A 17,213-nucleotide genomic window follows, 5' to 3' on the forward strand; every position below is an offset into this window, starting at 1 on the left:
CGGCGCAGATGCTTTGGCCGCAGCGCCAGCGGCCCCGGTGCGGGATTCCACCAAGCTTGCGCTTCCGTAGGCGGGGCGCATACTGCGCAAAAAACACCACCAGCCACTCGTCGGCCCCTGCGGGGTTCCGGGCGACAGCCAGGAGACACGTGTTGCAGCGAACGAACATTGCCAACCCGGCCTACTTTCACAAGGTCGTCGATTGCCAGTACGCCTGCCCGGCGCACACTCCCGTCCCCGAGTACATACGCATGATCGCGCAGCGCCGATACGGCGATGCGTACATGGTCAACTGGGTCTCCAACGTCTTCCCCGGCATCCTGGGGCGCACCTGCGACAGGCCCTGCGAGCCGGCCTGCAGGCGCGGGCGTGTGGAAGAAAGCAATACAGAGGCCCCGGAGCCGGTCGCCATCTGCAGACTCAAGCGCGTGGCCGCCGACATGAAGGAGGACGTGCGCGCGCGCATGCCCAGGCCCGTGCCGAAGAACGGCAAGCGCGTGGCCTGCATCGGCGCGGGGCCGGCCTCGCTCACCGTCGCGCGCGACCTGGCGCCATTGGGCTATGAGGTGACGGTGTTCGACGGCGAAGCCAAGCCCGGCGGCTTCATCCGCACGCAGATACCGCGCTTTCGCCTGCCCGAGTCGATCATCGACGAGGAGACGGGCTACGTGCTCGACCTGGGCGCGGAGTTCCGCGGCGGCGAGCGCATCGATTCGATGAAGACGCTGATGGGGCAGGGCTGGGACGCGATCTTCGTCGGCTGCGGTGCGCCGCGCGGGCGCGACCTGGACATTCCGGGCCGCAAGGAAGCCGCGGCAAGCATCCACATCGGCATCGACTGGCTGAGCTCCGTCTCTTTCGGCCACGTCAGCAGTATCGGCCGGCGCGTGATCGTGCTGGGCGGCGGCAACACCGCCATGGACTGCTGCCGCTCGGCGCGGCGCCTCGGCGGCAGCGACGTGAAGGTCATCGTGCGCAGCGGTTTCGAGGAGATGAAGGCTTCGCCCTGGGAGAAGGAGGACGCCGCGCACGAGGGCATTCCGATCATCAATTTCCACGTGCCCAAGGCCTTCGTGCACGACAACGGCAAGCTCGTGGGCATGCGCTTCGAGATCGTCAAGGCCGTGTACGACGACAAGGGCCGCCGCACGCTGGAGCCCACGGGCGAGCCCGAGGCCTACTTCGAATGCGACGAGGTGCTGGTGGCGGTGGGCCAGGAAAATTCCTTCCCGTGGATCGAGCGAGACTGCGGCATCGACTTCGACAAGTGGGGCCTGCCGGTGCTGGACGCGAACACTTTCCAGTCGACAGTGCCCAACGTGTTCTTCGGCGGCGACGCGGCCTTCGGGCCGAAGAACATCATCACCGCCGTGGCGCACGGCCACGAGGCCGCGGTGTCCATCGACAAGCTGCTGCGCGCGGAGCCCATTGAGGTCCGCCCGCCGCCGATGACCAACCTGGTGTCGCAGAAGATGGGCATCCATGAGTGGAGCTACGACAACGACACCTCCAACGACCTTCGCTACAAGGTGCCGTGGGCCAAGGCCGAGGCGGCGCTGGCCAGCATCCGGGTGGAGGTGGAACTGGGCTTCGACGCCGCCACCGCCTTCAAGGAAGCCGCGCGCTGCCTGAACTGCGACGTGCAGACGGTGTTCAACGAGCCCGCCTGCATCGAATGCGACGCGTGCGTGGACATCTGCCCCATGGACTGCATCAACTTCGTCGAGAACGCCGATGAAGAGGGGCTGCGCTCGCGCCTGAAGGCGCCCGCGCTCAATCTGGCGCAGGACCTGTACGTATCCGGCGGGCTGAAGACGGGCCGCGTGATGGTGAAGGACGAGGACGTCTGCCTGCACTGCGGCCTGTGCGCCGAACGCTGCCCGACCGGCGCGTGGGACATGCAGAAGTTCCTGCTGAAGATGACGCTTGCCGGGCAGGAAAAGACCCCGGAGCAAAGCCGGAAGGAGACCGCATGAAGCAGATCGAGGCGGTCAACGACTTCGTCATCAAGTTCGCCAACGTCAACGGCTCGGGTTCGGCCTCGGCCAACGAACTGTTCGCCAAGGCCATCCTGCGCATGGGCGTGCCGGTGAGCCCGCGCAACATCTTCCCCAGCAACATCCAGGGCCTGCCGACCTGGTACGAGGTGCGCGTGACCGAGGAGGGACACCTGGGCCGGCGCGGCGGCACCGACATGATGGTGGCGATGAACCCGCAGACCTGGGACGCCGACATCGCCGAGCTGGCGCCCGGCGGCTATCTCTTCTACGACAGCACGCGGCCGCTGCCGCCTTCGAAGTTCCGGGAGGACATCCGCGTGATCGGCATGCCGCTCACCGAGATCTGCAACGCCGTCTACCAGGACCCGCGCCAGCGGCAGCTGTTCAAGAACATCGTCTACGTGGGCGCGCTGGCCATCCTGCTGGGCATCGAGCCCGAGGTGGTCGAGAAGCTCTTCGGCGAGCAGTACAAGGGCAAGGAGAAACTGCTCGCCTCCAACGTGCAGGCCCTTCACCTGGGCTGCGACTTCGCGCGCGAGAACCTGCGCGAGCCCGTGGGGCTGAAGGTGCGGCGCGCCGACCGGGTGGGCGACAGGATCTTCGTGGACGGCAACAGCGCGGCGGCACTGGGCTGCGTGTACGGCGGCGCGACGGTGGCCGCGTGGTATCCGATCACGCCTTCGTCTTCGGTGGCCGAGGCCTTCCAGAAGTACTGCACCAAGTTCCGCGTCGATCAGTCCACCGGCCAGCACCGCTTCGCCATCGTGCAGGCCGAGGATGAGCTCGCATCGATCGGCGTGGTGGTCGGTGCCGGATGGAACGGCGCGCGGGCCTTCACCGCGACCTCGGGGCCGGGCATCTCGCTGATGACGGAGTTCATCGGGCTGGCCTACTTCGCGGAGATTCCGGTCACGCTCATCAACGTGCAGCGCGGCGGCCCCTCGACCGGGATGCCGACGCGCACGCAGCAGGCCGACATTCTTTGCTGCGCCTATGCGTCGCACGGCGATACCAAACATGTGCTGCTCTTCCCCGAAGACCCGCACGAGTGCTTCGAGCACGCGGCGGCGGCGCTGGACCTGGCCGACCGGCTGCAGACGCCGGTGTTCGTGATGACCGACCTCGACATCGGCATGAACCAGCGCCTGTGCAAGCCTTTCGAGTGGGACGACAGCAAGGCCTACGACCGCGGCAAGGTCATGACCGCCGAGGAGCTGGAGGCGGGCCGCGACTTCGGCCGCTACAAGGACGTGGACGGCGACGGCATCCCCTGGCGCACGCTGCCGGGCACGCACCCGACCAAAGGCAGCTACTTCACGCGCGGCACGACGCGCGATGCCTATGCGCGCTACTCGGAGCGCGGGCCGGACTACATCTACAACATGGAGCGGCTGCTGAAGAAGTTCGCGACCGCGGCCACGCTGGTGCCGCAACCGGTGCTGCGGCCTGCTGCCCAGAAGACCGAGCTCGGCGTGATCTATTTCGGCTCCACGAGCCCGTCCATGCACGAGGCGCTGCAGGAGCTGGAAGAGCGCGGCATCCATCTGGACGCGATGCGGCTGCGGGCCTTTCCGTTCCCCGACAGCGTGGTGCAGTTCCTGGCCGAGCATGAGCGCGTGTTCGTGGTGGAGCAGAACCGCGATGCGCAGATGCGCAGCCTGCTGGTCAACGAGCTGGATGCCGATCCGGGGAAGCTGGTGCGGGTGCTGCACTTCGACGGAACGCCCATCACCGCGCGCTTCATCGTGCAGGCGATCGATGCGCACGTCGGCAAGGCGAACGTGCAAGGCAACACCACGACCGGCGCGAAGGAGGCCGCATGACTTACCTCGCCAAGCCGAAGCTGCGCCACCCGACGCTGGCCACCAACAAGGTCGGCTACACGCGGCGCGACTACGAAGGAAAGATCTCCACGCTGTGCGCGGGCTGCGGTCACGACTCCATCTCGGCCTCGATCATCGAGGCCTGCTGGGAGCTCGACATCGAGCCGCATCGCGTCGCCAAGCTCTCGGGCATCGGCTGCAGCTCGAAGACGCCGGACTATTTTCTCGGCGCATCGCACGGCTTCAACACGGTGCACGGCCGCATGCCCAGCGTGCTGACCGGCGCCAACCTGGCCAACCGCGACCTGCTGTACCTCGGCGTCTCGGGCGACGGCGACTCGGCCTCCATCGGCCTGGGCCAGTTCGCGCATGCCATGCGTCGCGGCGTGCGCATGGCCTACATCGTGGAGAACAACGGCGTGTACGGCCTCACCAAGGGCCAGTTCTCGGCCACGGCCGACCAGGGCTCCAAGAGCAAGAAGGGCGTGGTCAACACCGACAGCCCGGTCGACCTGGTGGCCATGGCGCTGCAGCTCGGCGCGAGCTACGTGGGCCGGGGCTTCTCGGGCAACAAGGCGCAGCTGGTGCCGCTCATCAAGGGCGCGATCAGCCATGGAGGCTCGGCCTTCATCGACGTGATCAGCCCCTGCGTGGCCTTCAACAACCACCCGGGCAGCACCAAGAGCTACGACTACATCCGCGAGCACAACGAGGCAGTGAGCCGCATCGACTTCATCAGCGGGCGGGAGGAGATCGCCGTGGACATGGAGCCCGGCGAAGTGATGGACGTGCGCCAGCACGACGGCACGCTGCTGCGCCTGCGCAGCCTGCACCCGGACTACGACCCGGGCGACCGCTTCGCCGCCATGGCCTACATGCAACGGCATCACGAGATGGGCGAGGTGGTGACGGGGCTGCTCTACGTCGACCCGCTGGCCACCGACCTGCACACCGCACTCAACACCTGCGACCGGCCGCTCAATGCGTTGGGGCCGCAACAGCTGTGCCCCGGCGCCCAGGCGCTGGAACGGCTCAACGCCTCCTTGCGCTGAGCAACGGCCGGCGGCACCATTCAGGGTTCGACTCACGGAGGGCGCATCATGTCCGAGCGCACCGTTTTCCAATCGATTTCGCGCAAGCACGTGCTCAGCGTGGCCCCGCAGGCCACCGTGCGCGACGCCGCATGCGTGATGACGCGCGCCAACTGCGGCAGCGTGCTCGTCATGGAACTTCCCGACACGCTGCTGGGCATATTGACCGAGCGCGACCTCATGACCCGCGTGCTCGCCAAGGGGCTGGACCCCGACGGCACCTCGGTGCGCGAGGTGATGACACCCAACCCGATCTGCGTGCCGCCCGAGACGCTGGTGTCCGACGCCGTGGTGCTGATGCTGGAGCGGGGCTTTCGACATCTGCCGCTGGTGGCGGGCGCGAAGGTGCTGGGCGTGTTCTCGGTGCGCGATGCGCTGCCGAGGGAGATCGGCGCGGCGGTGAGCCTGAGCGAGTTCAGGGAGCAGGTGAACGACGCGCTGGGCTGAAGCGCGGCGAGGCCCCGTTCAAGGGGTCACGTAGTCGGGATACTGCTTGCAGATATCGTTCACCGCGCTGAGCGTGCCCGACAGGTGCTTGCGCAGCGCGGCCTGAGCTGCGTCCGGATCCTTCGCCTCGATGGCCCGCACGATGGCGCGGTGGTCGCGCAGGATCGCCTCGGTCTTGCCGGCGGTCGGCAGGTGCAGGCGGCGCAGCCGGTCGACGTGGCCCGAGACGCGGCCCACCAGGTCCCACAGGCCCAGCACGCCGCCGGCTTCGTACATCAGGCGATGGAATGCGCGGTCGGCGCTGACGAAATCGCTGTAGCGCTGCGAGTTGGCGAGCGATGCCTGCTGGGCGATGACGCCCTTGAGCTGGTCGACCAGCCCCGGCGATTCTTCGATTGCCAGCTGGTGCACCAGCTCCAGCTCGATGGAGCGGCGAAGGAAGTGCGCTTCGCGCGCGGCGGAGATGTCGATGCGGCTCACCAGCGTGGCGTGCTGCGGATACACGTTCACCAGCCCTTCCTCGTCGAGCCTGAGCAGCGCCTCGCGCACGGGTGTCTGGCTCACGCCGAAACGATCGGCCAGCTCCTGCCGCTGCAGCACGGTGCCGGGGACGAGTTCGAGCGCAAGGATGGCTTCGCGCAGTTTCTCCAGCACCTGGGGCGCGGCAAGGCGGGTGCGGTCAAGTCGGATCTTCGGTGAGGCGCTCATCGCCGGCGATTGTGTCATTGACGCACTAATATACTAGTGTTTTAATTCTCGGAAAGACGCCGGCGAGCGCCGGCAAGGCCGCACCTGCAGTGCAGCGCCCATGGAGACGACCCCTTGACGAAACGCCCCTACGAATCCCTTCGCAGCGCCCGCTGGTTTGCGCCCGACGACTTCCGCTCCTTCGGCCATCGCTCGCGCGTGCTGCAGATGGGCTACAGCTACGCCGACTGGATGGGCAAGCCCGTCATCGCCATCGTCAACACCTGGAGCGACGCCAACCAGTGCCACTCGCACTTCAGGCAGCGCGTGGAAGACGTGAAGCGCGGCGTGCTGCAGGCGGGCGGCTTTCCGCTCGAGCTGCCGGCCATCTCGCTTTCCGAGAGCATGGTCAAGCCAACCACCATGCTCTATCGCAACTTCCTTGCGATGGAAACCGAAGAGCTGCTGCGCAGCCACCCCATCGACGGTGCCGTGCTGATGGGCGGCTGCGACAAGACCACGCCCGGCCTCACCATGGGCGCGCTCAGCATGGGCATTCCCTTCATCTACCTGCCGGCCGGCCCCATGCTGCGCGGCAACTGGAAGGGCAAGGTGCTGGGCTCCGGCTCCGACGCCTTCAAGTACTGGGACGAGCGCCGCGCCGGCCGCCTCGGCGAACAGGCCTGGGCCGAGATGGAAGCCGGTATCGCCCGCAGCCACGGCACCTGCATGACCATGGGCACGGCCGCCACCATGATGGGCATCGCCGAAGCCGTGGGCCTGACGCTGCCGGGTGCGTCCAGCATTCCCGCGGCGGACGCCAACCACATCCGCATGAGCGCCGACTGCGGCCGCCGCATCGTCGAGATGGTGTGGGAAGACCTGACGCCCGCGAAGATGCTCACGCGCGCGAACTTCGAAAACGGCATCGCCTGCGCGATGGCCATGGGCTGCAGCACCAACGCCGTCATCCACCTGATCGCCATGTCGCGCCGCGCCGGCCACGCCGTGAGCCTCGACGACTTCGACGCCTTCAGCCGCCGCGTGCCCGTCATCGCCAACATCCGGCCCAGCGGCGATGCCTACCTGATGGAAGACTTCTTCTACGCAGGCGGCCTGCCCGCGATGCTGGAACGCATCCGCGGCCACCTGCGCACCGAGGCGCTCACCGTCAACGGCCGCACCATCGGCCAGAACATCGAAGGCGCCGAGGTCTACGACGACGACGTGATCCGGCCGCTTGCCAACCCCATCTACGCCGAAGGCGCGCTGGCCGTGCTGCGCGGCAACCTCGCGCCCGACGGCGTGGTCATCAAGCCCAGCGCCTGCGCGCCGCACCTCTTGAAGCACACCGGCCGCGCGCTGGTGTTCGACGACTACCCGTCGCTCAAGAAGGCTGTGGAGGATCCGGAGCTCGACGTGACCGGCGACGACATCCTCGTGCTGCGCAACGCCGGCCCGCGCGGCGCGGGCATGCCGGAGTGGGGCATGCTGCCTATCCCGACCAGGCTGCTGAAGCAGGGCGTGAAGGACATGCTGCGCCTGTCCGACGCGCGCATGAGCGGCACCAGCTACGGCGGCTGCCTGCTGCACTGCTCGCCCGAGGCAGCCATCGGCGGCCCGCTCGCACTCGTGCAGACCGGTGACCGCATCAGCGTCGACGTGCCCGCGCGCAGCATCCACCTCGAAATCGACGATGCCGAACTTGCCCGCCGCAAGGCCGCGTGGACGCCGCCGCCACCGCGCTACGAGCGCGGCTACGGCTGGATGTTCGGCCGCCACATCCGCCAGGCCGACGAGGGCTGCGACTTCGACTTCCTCGAAACCAGCTTCGGCAAGCCGGTGCCCGAGCCCGACATCTTCTGACTCCAATCCGATTCCACCCACTTCCAGACAACGGAGACCCCACGTGAATCCCGCCACCCGCGAGCAGCTCATGAAGGTGAGCACCGCCACCCTGTGCACGGCCCTGTTCAAGCGCGGCCTGCGCCACCAGTTCATCCAGGACGTGCGGCCGCTCAACGCCGGCCTGCCCAACATGGTCGGCGAAGCCTTCACGCTGCGCTACATGCCCGCGCGCGAAGACCTCAACCAGATCGGCGTCTTCCTCGACCGCGACCATCCGCAGCGCAAGGCGGTGGAGCAGTGCCCCGAGGGCGCGGTGCTCGTCATCGACAGCCGCAAGGACGCGCGCGCCGCATCGGCCGGCGGCATCCTCGTCACGCGGCTCATGAAGCGCGGCGTGGCCGGCGTGGTCACCGACGGCGGCTTCCGCGACAGCCCAGACATCGCGAAGCTGGGCTTTCCCGCCTACCACCACCGCCCCAGCGCGCCCACCAACCTCACGCTGCACCAGGCCATCGACATCAACGTGCCCATCGGCTGCGGCGACGCGCCCGTCTTCCCCGGCGACGTGATCGTGGGCGATGCCGAAGGCGTGATCGTCATCCCGGCCCACATGGCCGACGAGATCGCCGCCGAGGCGACCGAGATGACCGCCTTCGAAGACTTCGTGCAGGAGAAGGTGCTCGAAGGCCGCTCCATCCTCGGCCTCTATCCGCCCACCGACGAACAGAGCCGCACCGACTTCGCCGCCTGGCGCCAGGCCAACGGCCGCTGAGCCCGCATCGATCACAGAAATCCAAGGAGACAAGACATGCGTTTCATCCGCTTCACTGCGGCGCTGCTTTCGGCTGCGCTCTTTCCCCTGGCCGCCACGGCCCAGACACCCGACTGGCCTGCCGCCAAGCCCATCGTCTACGTCGTGCCCTTCACGCCCGGCGGCTCCACCGACATCGTGGGCCGCACGCTGGCCCAGAAGCTGGGCGAGAGCCTCAAGCAGTCGGTGGTGGTCGACAACAAGCCCGGCCAGGCCGGCGGCATTGGCGCCGCCTATGTGGCGAAGGCGCCGCCCGACGGCTACACGCTCTTCGGCGGAACCATCAGCACGCACGCCATCAACGCCAGCCTCTACAAGAAGCTGTCGTACGACCCGATGAAGGACTTCGAGCCCGTCTCGCTGGTCGCGCGCCTGCCCAACGTGCTCATCGTCAACAGCCAGCTCGGCGTGAACTCGGTGGCCGACCTCGTGGCGCTGCTGAAGAAGGACGAGAGCAAGCGCACCTTCGCCTCGTCGGGTGCCGGCACCTCGACGCACCTTGCCGGCGAGATGTTCGCCGACCTCATCGGCGTGAAGCTCACCCACGTGCCGTACAAGGGCACGCCACCCGCGCTGACCGACGTGGCAGCTGGGCAGGTGCCCTTCATGTTCGACCAGGTGACGGCCGCGCTGCCGCTGGTCAAGAGCGGCAAGCTCAAGCTGCTGGCCGTGACCACCGCCAAGCGCATCGCGCTCGTGCCCGACCTGCCGACCATGATCGAGTCGGGCATTCCCGGTTTCGAGATGTCGTCATGGCAGGCCGTGTATGCGCCCAAGGGCACGCCCAAGGCCATCGTGCAGCGCCTCAACGCAGAGATCGTGAAGGCGCTGCACCAGCCCGACGTGCATGCCAAGCTTTCCGGGCAGCTCGCGATGGAACTCGTGGGCAGCACGCCCGAGGAGCTGCGCGACCACATGGCCCGGGAGATTCCGCGCTGGGCCGAGCTGGTGAAGAAGTCCGGCGCCGTGGCCGACTGAACGACCCGGAACAACCGACAAGAACCCAAGGAGACAACCGATGCAGAACAAGACGAACAACGACCGCCGCCGATTCCTCAAGACAGCGGCGGGCGCCGGCGCCGCAGCCTTCGGCACGCTCGCGGGCGCACAGGCCTTCGACTTCAAGCCCAGCCAGCGCTACCCCGACCCGGCGGTGCTGATCCTCGACCCGAGCTTCACCAAGTACCGGCTCTACAGCAGCACGCTCGAGCAACTGGGCTCCGGCATGCGCTGGGCCGAAGGGCCGGTGTACTTTCCCGAGCACGGCTACCTGCTGCTGAGCGACATCCCCAACAACCGGCTCATGAAGTACGACGAGAAGACCGGCAAGTTCAGCGTGCACAAGACCGGCGTCAACTACGCCAACGGCAACACCCGCGACCGCCAGGGCCGCCTCGTCACCTGCGAGCACTCCGTCACGCGGCGCGTGGTGCGCACAGAGAAGGACGGCCGCATCACCGTGCTCGCCGACAACTACCAGGGCAAGCGCCTCAACGCGCCCAACGACGTCGTCGTGAAGTCGGACGACACCGTCTGGTTCACAGACCCCACCTTCGGCATCAACGGCGAATGGGAGGGAAGCAAGGCCCCGTCCGAGCAGGCGACCACCAACGTCTACCGCATCGCGACCGACGGCAAGCTCACGGCGGTCATCACCGATCTCGTCAACCCCAACGGCATCGCCTTCTCGCCCGACGAGAAGAAACTCTACGTCGTCGAATGGAAGGGAACGCCCAACCGCAGCATCTGGAGCTACGACGTGTCACCGGACGGCACGAGCGTCTCGAACAAGACCAAGCTCATCGACGCCGACGGCCCCGGCTCGCTCGACGGCTTCCGCGTCGACCGCGACGGCAATCTCTGGTGCGGATGGGGCCACTCCGGCGCCATCGCTTCGGAGCCCACCGACGTCGGAGGCGGCATGAAGGCCTACCTGCCCACTGGCAAGTCGGAGGAAATGGACGGCGTGAAGGTCTTCAACCCGCAGGGCAAGCCCATCGGCTTCGTCCGCCTGCCCGAGCGCTGCGCGAACCTGGAGTTCGGCGGGCCCAAGCGCAACCGGCTCTACATGGCGAGCAGCCATTCGCTGTATGCGCTCTATGTGGAGGCGCACGGGGCGGTTTGAGGGGCCGCTGCCGGGCGGGGGCGCCGAGCCCGCGTCCGGGCAGGAGTGGCTCAGTTGAACTTCGAATTGTCGGAGTCGCTGGTGTAGGCGGACTTCGTGACCGCTATGGACGAAATGGCAATCGGCTGCAGGAATGTGGTCACCGTGCCCGCGTAGGTCTTCAGGGCTTCCCAGTTCGTACCGGGGTCGTATTTCGCTTCCTTCTTGCAATAGCACCACAGCTTGCAGCCCACGTGCTTCGTCTTGTGCTCCAGGATCTTGGTGTCATGAGCGGGATTGCCGGGAATCAGGAGACCCATCTCGGCAATCTCTTTGCGTGTCTTCTCCATGATCTTGTTGGTGGCCTGCGTGAGCAGCGTCTCCTGGTTGCGCTCCAGGTCCGCGATCCAGCCGTCCACCGCGTCCATCACCCTCTTGAACTTTCCCAATTCCTGGTTGAGCCTCTTCTTGCGCCGCTGAACCTGCTCGTACAGAAGAGCAAACTGGTACATGTCGTCGCATGTCTGGCCGCTGTTGTTGTAGGCCTCGATTCCCTGGTTGAGCTCTTCGAATGCATGGGCCACCTTCCAGCGGTACCTGTCCAGGTTCTCGACGGTCAGCTCCTTGATGCCGAACTTGGCCACCTCCGCGTTCGAGGCGGTGGCACCAAGATGCCCTTCATGAAGCGCGCCCCGGACCTTTCCGTTGACCGCATCGACAACCGCGCCCACGACGGACCCCACGACAGGCACCGGTATGAGGGTAAGGAACAGTTTCCCCACGCCCACGAGGGCTCCGATGCCTTTGCTGGCGCGGGATCCGCCGCTCGAGAACGCACTGCGCGTCGAGTGGAAGATGCGGGAGTGCGCGATCTGCGAGCCCATGCTCTTGTTCGCCACCTCCAGCTCGGCCTGCTTGAATGGATCTGGATTGAACGCCATGTCTTTTCCTCAAAAAATAAAACGTCGATGAATGAAGCGAAGCCATCCCGCTCAGAGAGGCATTTGCCCGAAACAGGAGCGGCTCGCGCAGGGCCATTGCCGGCTGGGGCGTCGGGTGGAGAACCCGGCCGGCTCACTCCGGCCTGATGCCCAGAATCGAGAAGTAGCGGTTCAGGTCGCCGTCCTCGCGCAACACCTCCTGCATCAACTGCGGCAGCGGCATGCGTCCCCAGGCCACGGCACGGTTCACGAGGTAGGGCGTCGGGCTGTGCGGCTCCTCGCGCATCAGGTAGGCGGCCGCGAGTTCCAGCAACTGGTAGGCCTCGGCGCGGTTGCCGATACGGCCGCTCGCCACGGCCTGCGGCAGCGACCCGGGAGCAGGGGAGAGGGGGGTGTCGCTCATGTCGTTGTCGTCCATCGGGATCGCGGGAGGGGTTGATTCGTCCGCCATCCAGCTGGCGGGAGCTTCGGCCGGTGCAAGCGGTTCTTCTTCCTTGTCGCGCGGATCGCGCCCCTGCAGCAGGCTGCGCAGCGCCTGCCGCATGCGGGCGAGCATCTCCGTCACCTTCGACAGGCTCGGCGCATCGATGCCCAGCCGCCCGTCGAGCAGGGCTTGCAGGCTTTGCCACGCATCGGTGGCCGCGGCGACGCGGTCGTCGAGCGCGGCGAGCGCATGCAGGTCGCGCGCTGCACGGTCGAGGATGTCCTGGCGCGACACCGTCTGGGCGCTCGGCTCCTCGGCCACTTCCTTCGCCTTTGTCCTGGCGTTGCCCGCAGCGCCGGCAGCTGCCGTGCCGTACTCGCTGGTCAGCGCGCGCTGCCAGTCCCCCAGCGTGATGAAGGGCGGCGAGAAATCCGCCCACTCGAGCAGCGGCACGCGCATCAGCAGCACGTGCGCGATGGTGTCGTTGACCCACACGAAGGTGGCGGTGCGCATGTCGGCGTCGCCGTCGTCGCCGATGCGCGGATGCGCGTCTTCCCAGAATTCGCGCGCCAGCCCTTCGAGCAGGCGCGCACCGGCGGCCAGTCCGTCGATCGAATGGCGGTGCACCCAGGCCTCTGTGAGCCAGGCGGCCATCTGCAAGTCCTTGCTGCGGCGCTGCAGGACCTCGGTGCAGAGCATCTCGGCGGTACGCCAGTCGGCCTTCTTCAGCGGGCGGGTCCATTCGCCCATCGGCAGGCTGGCGTCTTCCTCGGTGCGCGCCTCGCGGATGCGGGCGCACACCGGGTCGTAGCGCAGCGGAGGGCCGGCGGGGCCTTCGGGGCCTTGCAGCGGCAGGAGAAAGCTCGCGAGGTCGGGCGCGAAACCGCCGGTGGTTTCGTCTGCATCGGCGTTCAGGGGGGGCAGCAGGGCGGCCATCAGGGCATGTTCCATTCAGGAGCGCGCGCGGGGAACGCGGCGGGCCAGATCAGGGCGTTCTTCTTGCCGGCGGGGCTGGCCGCGATGCGCAGGAACACGCGTGCGCGTCCTCCGTCGGGTGCCTGCGCGGCGTCGCCGGCCGACTGGGCCACCAGCGGAAACTCGAACTTCAGCAGCTGCGAGCGGCCGTCGGGGCGCTGGGCGGGGTCGCCTTCGCGCTGCCGCTGCGCCAGCGTGAACAGCGCCCACGGGTCGGCAAAACGGAAGCTCACGGTCTGGCCGTCGGTGATCAGCGCGTGCTGCTGCGGATCGGCGCGCGCCATCAGCGGGGAGTCCTTCGCGATGCGCAGCACCAGCGCCACCGGCGTGCCGTATTCCCAGCGCAGCGTGCGCGGCGCGTCGCGCAGCCTGAGCACCTGGTCGCCGACCTCGAAGGACCAGTCGATGATCTTGTTGCCCTCGATCTCGGCCGTGGTGTTGGCGCGGAAATCCACGCTCAGGTCATAGCCCGGTGCGGCACCTTCCTCGCTCGGGAACAGCGGCTGCAGGAAGTCGCGTGCACGGGCGAACTGCTCCGTGAAACGGCGCGCGCCCGCTCCGGGCATGCCTGCATTGCGCACACCGGCGTCCGCGCCGCGGTTCTCCTTCAGCGCGCGTGCCAGCGGGTCGAAGGCGCGCGTCAGGTCGTTCACGTCGGCCGGGTCGGCCAGCTCGAAAGCCCGTCCCGTCGCCGGGCCGAACGGATGGCGGCCCGCCAGCGAACGGTTGAAGCGGGTGGAGAACTGCGTCCACAGCTCCTGCTGGTCGCCGAACTGCAGTTCCTGGCAGCGCGCGAGCAGGGCGCTGTAGATCTGCTGGTGGCGGTCGGCGAAGTAGTCGCCGATGCGCGTCGCCGGCGCCTTGCCGGCCAGCTTCGCGCCGCAGGTCTCGCGATCGATCTCCGCGCCGGTGGTGCCCAGGAACTGTTCGAGCAGCAGCAGGCTGCTGTTCGGGTTCTTCAGGCGGTAGCGCTCCAGGTCGCGGTTGATCGCCTGCCAGCGCTGCGCGAGCACCGAGCCGGCGCCCACGCCGTCGAGTGCCGCGATGTAGCTGTCGGCCTGCTTGCCCAGCGTTTCGGTGCGGTTGAACTGCTGGCCCAGGTAGGCGGCGAGCGAGCCCACGTCCGAGACGCCGAAGGCCACCAGCATCGGCCCGCGCTCGCCGCGCCAGGCCTGGAAGTCGCGTCCGCGCATGGCGTAGAGCTCCGACTGGTTGAAGGCCTCGTCCACGGCCTCCAGGCGCTGCAGCGCGTCGCGCGAGATCATCGCGCGAAGGTCTTCGGCGCGGGAGCCGGCTCCCAGCTCGTACAGCAGCGCCTGGATCTTCACGAGGCGCTGGCGCGAGGCCTCGTAGGCGGTCGCCTGTGTGTCGATGGAGCGGCCGCCGTCGCCCATGCCGTTCGCGGCCTCGGCCACCTGGTCGACCACCAGCTGCGCGAAGTGCGCGTTCAGCGCGCTCTCGATGCCGGGGCGCAGCGTGGCCGGGAAGGCCTGCATGCCCTCGCTCATGTAGCGCTTGCGGATGTCGCCGACGGCCAGCGCCTGGTCGAGCCGGGGCAGGTCCCACACGGCCATGGTGCGCATCCCCGCGCCGGGCAGCTCGCGATCGCGCGCGGGCGCCATGAAGGGCTGCGCCAGCAGTGCGGTCAGCGCGTCGCGCAGCGCGATGCGTTCGGGCGCCAGCGCGAAGCGGCCGTCCTTGTCCTGCCACACCAGGCCTGGCTGCGCGCCGCCGAAGCGCAGGCTGAACTCGACGCGGAATTTCTGGAAAGCGTCCTGCGCGCGGTTTTTGACCGCGTCGGCCGATTCCAGCCCCAGCAGCCGGTTCTGCTCGATGCGCGCGATGGTCCGGTCATACGAAGAGCCCAGCACCAGCACCGGCTGGCGCATCCAGCCGCCCTTGCCCGATGCGACCAGGTCTTCCTGGTCCTTGATGGCGGCGATCACCTCGCGGTAGCTCGCGGTGGTGCGCGCGAAGGTGCCGGTGCTCGCGAGCGAGGGCAGCAGCCGCGCCAGCGACTGCTCCGACACCAGCAGCTCGTTGTTGACGAAGAGCCGCGCATCGAGCTGCGCGGTGCCCTTGTCGAGCGCGCAGCGCAGCGCCGACTGCACGGGCGCCAGCGGAATGGCCAGCGCATTGCCCTCGGCCGCCTGGCGGAAATAGCGCAGGTTGCGGCTCAGGTCGGCCGGCAGCTCGGCGCCCAGCGCGTAGCGCACGGCCACGCGCAGGTCGTCGGCATTTCCGGTGGCGGGCTGGCGCAGCCGTTCCACCGCCTGCAGGGCGGCATCGAGCTGCTCGACCGAGCCCAGGTAGCGCTGCAGCGCGCCGAACTCGGGCTGATCTTCCACCAGCAGGCCGTTCTTGCGCGGCGCGTCGCCGATGGTCCTGAAGCTCGGCGGCAGGCCGCAACTGGCGCCCACGATGAATTCGCCGGTCGCCTCGTCCTGCTCCACGCCACTGATCTGGCTCACGCGCGCCATCAGCTCGCGCCGCAGCGTGCTCACCGCGATGTCGCCGAATTCGCGCTCGATGCGCTCGATCACGCGCTCGTTCAGGTCGTCGAAGGGCTGCCACGAACCCGGCATGAAGAAGGAGTACGTGCCGTCGGTGCGCAGCCGTTCGTTCATGGCCAGCAGCGACAGCGCCTTGTTGCGGTACCACGCGGTCGGAATGGTCTCGCCGCGCTGCAGCGCGCGCATGCGGTACTGCGCGTCGTGCTGCAGCTGGGCCAGCGCCGGCACCAGCGTGGCGTTGTGCCGGTGCAGCTGCCAGGTCGCGACCATCAGGCCGATGCCCCAGCCGCCGAGGAAGATCACCGCCGCCCAGCGCAGCGCACGGTGCAGCACCGGGCGCGTGAGCGTCTGCGTGCGCGAAGGCCTCGTAAGGCCGTACTCCAGGAAGATCTTCTTCTCGAACAGGTCGCGCAGGAAGGCCGGCTGGCGCATCAGCTGCGCGATCAGGTCGCCGCCGATGGGCTCCAGGTCCTTGTGGCCGTAGGCGTCGTGCTGCGCATCGATGGCCGCGACCGTCTGCGCCGATTCGCCGCTGTCGCCCGTGAGGTAGATGCCGCGGAAGAAGAAGGGCTCGTGGTAAGCGCTGGGGCGCATGAGCTCGTCGACGTACAGCTGCAGCTGGCCGCGCAGCGCCTCGACGCGCGAGGGCAGCAGCAGCTGCGCGCCGGCGCCTTGCGGCTCGGTACCGGTGGCGAAGAGCTCGGCCGACACGTCAGACACCGAGCGCACCACCGTCCCCACCGCCTCGTCGACCCACGCCGGCTGGTAGGTGGTCGACAGGTCGTAGGGCGAAGACCAGCCCAGCATGCTCGCGCGCAGCGGCTCGGGCAGCGCGCTCGCGAAGGCGCTGAAGCCTTCGAGCTGCTCCGCGCCGGTCACCAGCACGTACACCGCGAAGCGCATCGCGAAGCGGTTCTGCGCGAGCCACAGGCGCCGGTGCGCGAGCTTGGCGCGCTTGGAGAGTTCGAGCCGCCCGTCGGTGCTGTCGTCCAGCAGCAGCGCGGCCGGGATGGTGATGACCACCGAGTCGAACGGACGCTGCGGCCGGTAGGCGCGGCACATGCCGAGGAACTCGTCCCACGGCTTCTCGGAGGCGTCGTCGTCATCGGGCGAGCCCAGGTAGGCGCCCTGGATGTCGATGACCACGCCGCGGTCGAAGAAGTGCCACGAGATGCCCTGCGTGGCCGCGGCCGAAGCCGACTCGGTGCTCAGCGCGCTGGCGACGCCCGACTGCTCGATGGGAAGTTGCCGGTGGTCGTCGCCCTCGTTGAGCAGCATGATCCACGGAATGCCGTAGCGGTCGGCGCGCGAGGCGATGTTGCCCTCGATCAGCTCGACCGCCTGGCGGAACGAGCTGCGCAGCGAGTCGAAGCGGATGCGCGCGACCTTCGGGTCGCTCGACGGCTTGGCGTGCGAGCGCCGCGCCGCGAAGTACAGCACCATGCAGAGCACGAGCAGCACCACCAGCGTGAGCACCGCGATGGAAATGAGGAAGAGCTGGTCGGTCAGCATCGCGACGCCCTCCGGTGAATGCTGTGGAGACGCAAGT

General features: G+C 68.0%; 12 protein-coding genes. 8 read left to right on the forward strand and 4 right to left on the reverse strand.

Annotation, left to right across the window (positions count from 1 at the left end):
* The first annotated feature begins 152 nt into the window (after window positions 1–152).
* The 4 genes from ABL838_RS09685 to ABL838_RS09700 are packed head-to-tail and all read left to right on the forward strand — an operon-like array spanning window position 153 to window position 5,361.
* Window positions 153–1,976: an FAD-dependent oxidoreductase gene (locus ABL838_RS09685; RefSeq protein WP_418125170.1), complete on the forward strand. Its 1,824-nt coding sequence runs from the start codon at window positions 153–155 to the stop codon at window positions 1,974–1,976.
* On the forward strand, window positions 1,973–3,823 hold the full coding sequence (locus tag ABL838_RS09690; RefSeq protein ID WP_418125171.1) for a 2-oxoacid:acceptor oxidoreductase subunit alpha: 1,851 nt from the start codon (window positions 1,973–1,975) through the stop codon (window positions 3,821–3,823). Before ABL838_RS09685 ends, ABL838_RS09690 begins: the two co-directional genes overlap by 4 nt.
* A complete protein-coding gene (locus tag ABL838_RS09695) occupies window positions 3,820–4,875 on the forward strand; it encodes a 2-oxoacid:ferredoxin oxidoreductase subunit beta (protein WP_126024593.1) in 1,056 nt (351 codons plus the stop codon). The genes ABL838_RS09690 and ABL838_RS09695 overlap by 4 nt, the downstream gene beginning before the upstream one ends.
* 48 nt (window positions 4,876–4,923) lie before the next feature.
* Window positions 4,924–5,361 (forward strand): CBS domain-containing protein, encoded by a 438-nt coding sequence (locus tag ABL838_RS09700; RefSeq protein ID WP_184635955.1) that lies wholly within the window; start codon window positions 4,924–4,926, stop codon window positions 5,359–5,361.
* Window positions 5,362–5,379: 18 nt separating this feature from the next.
* Here ABL838_RS09700 and ABL838_RS09705 read toward each other — a convergent pair whose 3' ends face one another.
* The gene (locus ABL838_RS09705) at window positions 5,380–6,069 is read right to left on the reverse strand and encodes a GntR family transcriptional regulator (protein WP_126024595.1); all 690 of its coding nucleotides are present in this window, start codon (window positions 6,067–6,069) and stop codon (window positions 5,380–5,382) included.
* Between the two features lie 114 nt (window positions 6,070–6,183).
* On the opposite strand from ABL838_RS09705, the gene araD reads away from it, so the two are divergent.
* Genes araD through ABL838_RS09725 form a run of 4 tightly spaced genes read left to right on the forward strand, consistent with a single transcriptional unit; the run spans window position 6,184 to window position 10,832 of the window.
* On the forward strand, window positions 6,184–7,914 hold the full coding sequence (gene araD, locus ABL838_RS09710) for an L-arabinonate dehydratase (protein WP_418125172.1): 1,731 nt from the start codon (window positions 6,184–6,186) through the stop codon (window positions 7,912–7,914).
* Between the two features lie 43 nt (window positions 7,915–7,957).
* On the forward strand, window positions 7,958–8,668 hold the full coding sequence (locus ABL838_RS09715; protein ID WP_126024597.1) for a ribonuclease activity regulator RraA: 711 nt from the start codon (window positions 7,958–7,960) through the stop codon (window positions 8,666–8,668).
* A gap of 36 nt (window positions 8,669–8,704) precedes the next feature.
* Window positions 8,705–9,685, forward strand: coding sequence for a Bug family tripartite tricarboxylate transporter substrate binding protein (locus tag ABL838_RS09720; protein WP_418125173.1), 981 nt, complete (start codon window positions 8,705–8,707; stop codon window positions 9,683–9,685).
* Between the two features lie 40 nt (window positions 9,686–9,725).
* Window positions 9,726–10,832, forward strand: coding sequence for an SMP-30/gluconolactonase/LRE family protein (locus tag ABL838_RS09725; protein ID WP_418125174.1), 1,107 nt, complete (start codon window positions 9,726–9,728; stop codon window positions 10,830–10,832).
* 50 nt (window positions 10,833–10,882) lie between these two features.
* Here the strand turns inward: ABL838_RS09725 and ABL838_RS09730 are convergent, their stop codons facing one another.
* From ABL838_RS09730 to ABL838_RS09740, 3 genes are all read right to left on the reverse strand, one after another.
* Window positions 10,883–11,752 (reverse strand): hypothetical protein, encoded by an 870-nt coding sequence (locus ABL838_RS09730; protein ID WP_126024600.1) that lies wholly within the window; start codon window positions 11,750–11,752, stop codon window positions 10,883–10,885.
* A gap of 133 nt (window positions 11,753–11,885) precedes the next feature.
* Window positions 11,886–13,112, reverse strand: a complete 1,227-nt coding sequence (gene tssA, locus ABL838_RS09735; protein WP_418125175.1) for a type VI secretion system protein TssA — start codon at window positions 13,110–13,112, stop codon at window positions 11,886–11,888.
* Entirely contained in the window at window positions 13,112–17,176 is a 4,065-nt protein-coding gene (locus ABL838_RS09740) for a type VI secretion system protein (protein ID WP_418125176.1), read from the reverse strand. The genes tssA and ABL838_RS09740 overlap by 1 nt, the downstream gene beginning before the upstream one ends.
* Window positions 17,177–17,213: the final 37 nt, after the last annotated feature.

The sequence above is a fragment of the Variovorax sp. 160MFSha2.1 genome (genome assembly GCF_048305075.1).
Taxonomy (GTDB): domain Bacteria; phylum Pseudomonadota; class Gammaproteobacteria; order Burkholderiales; family Burkholderiaceae_C; genus Variovorax; species Variovorax guangxiensis.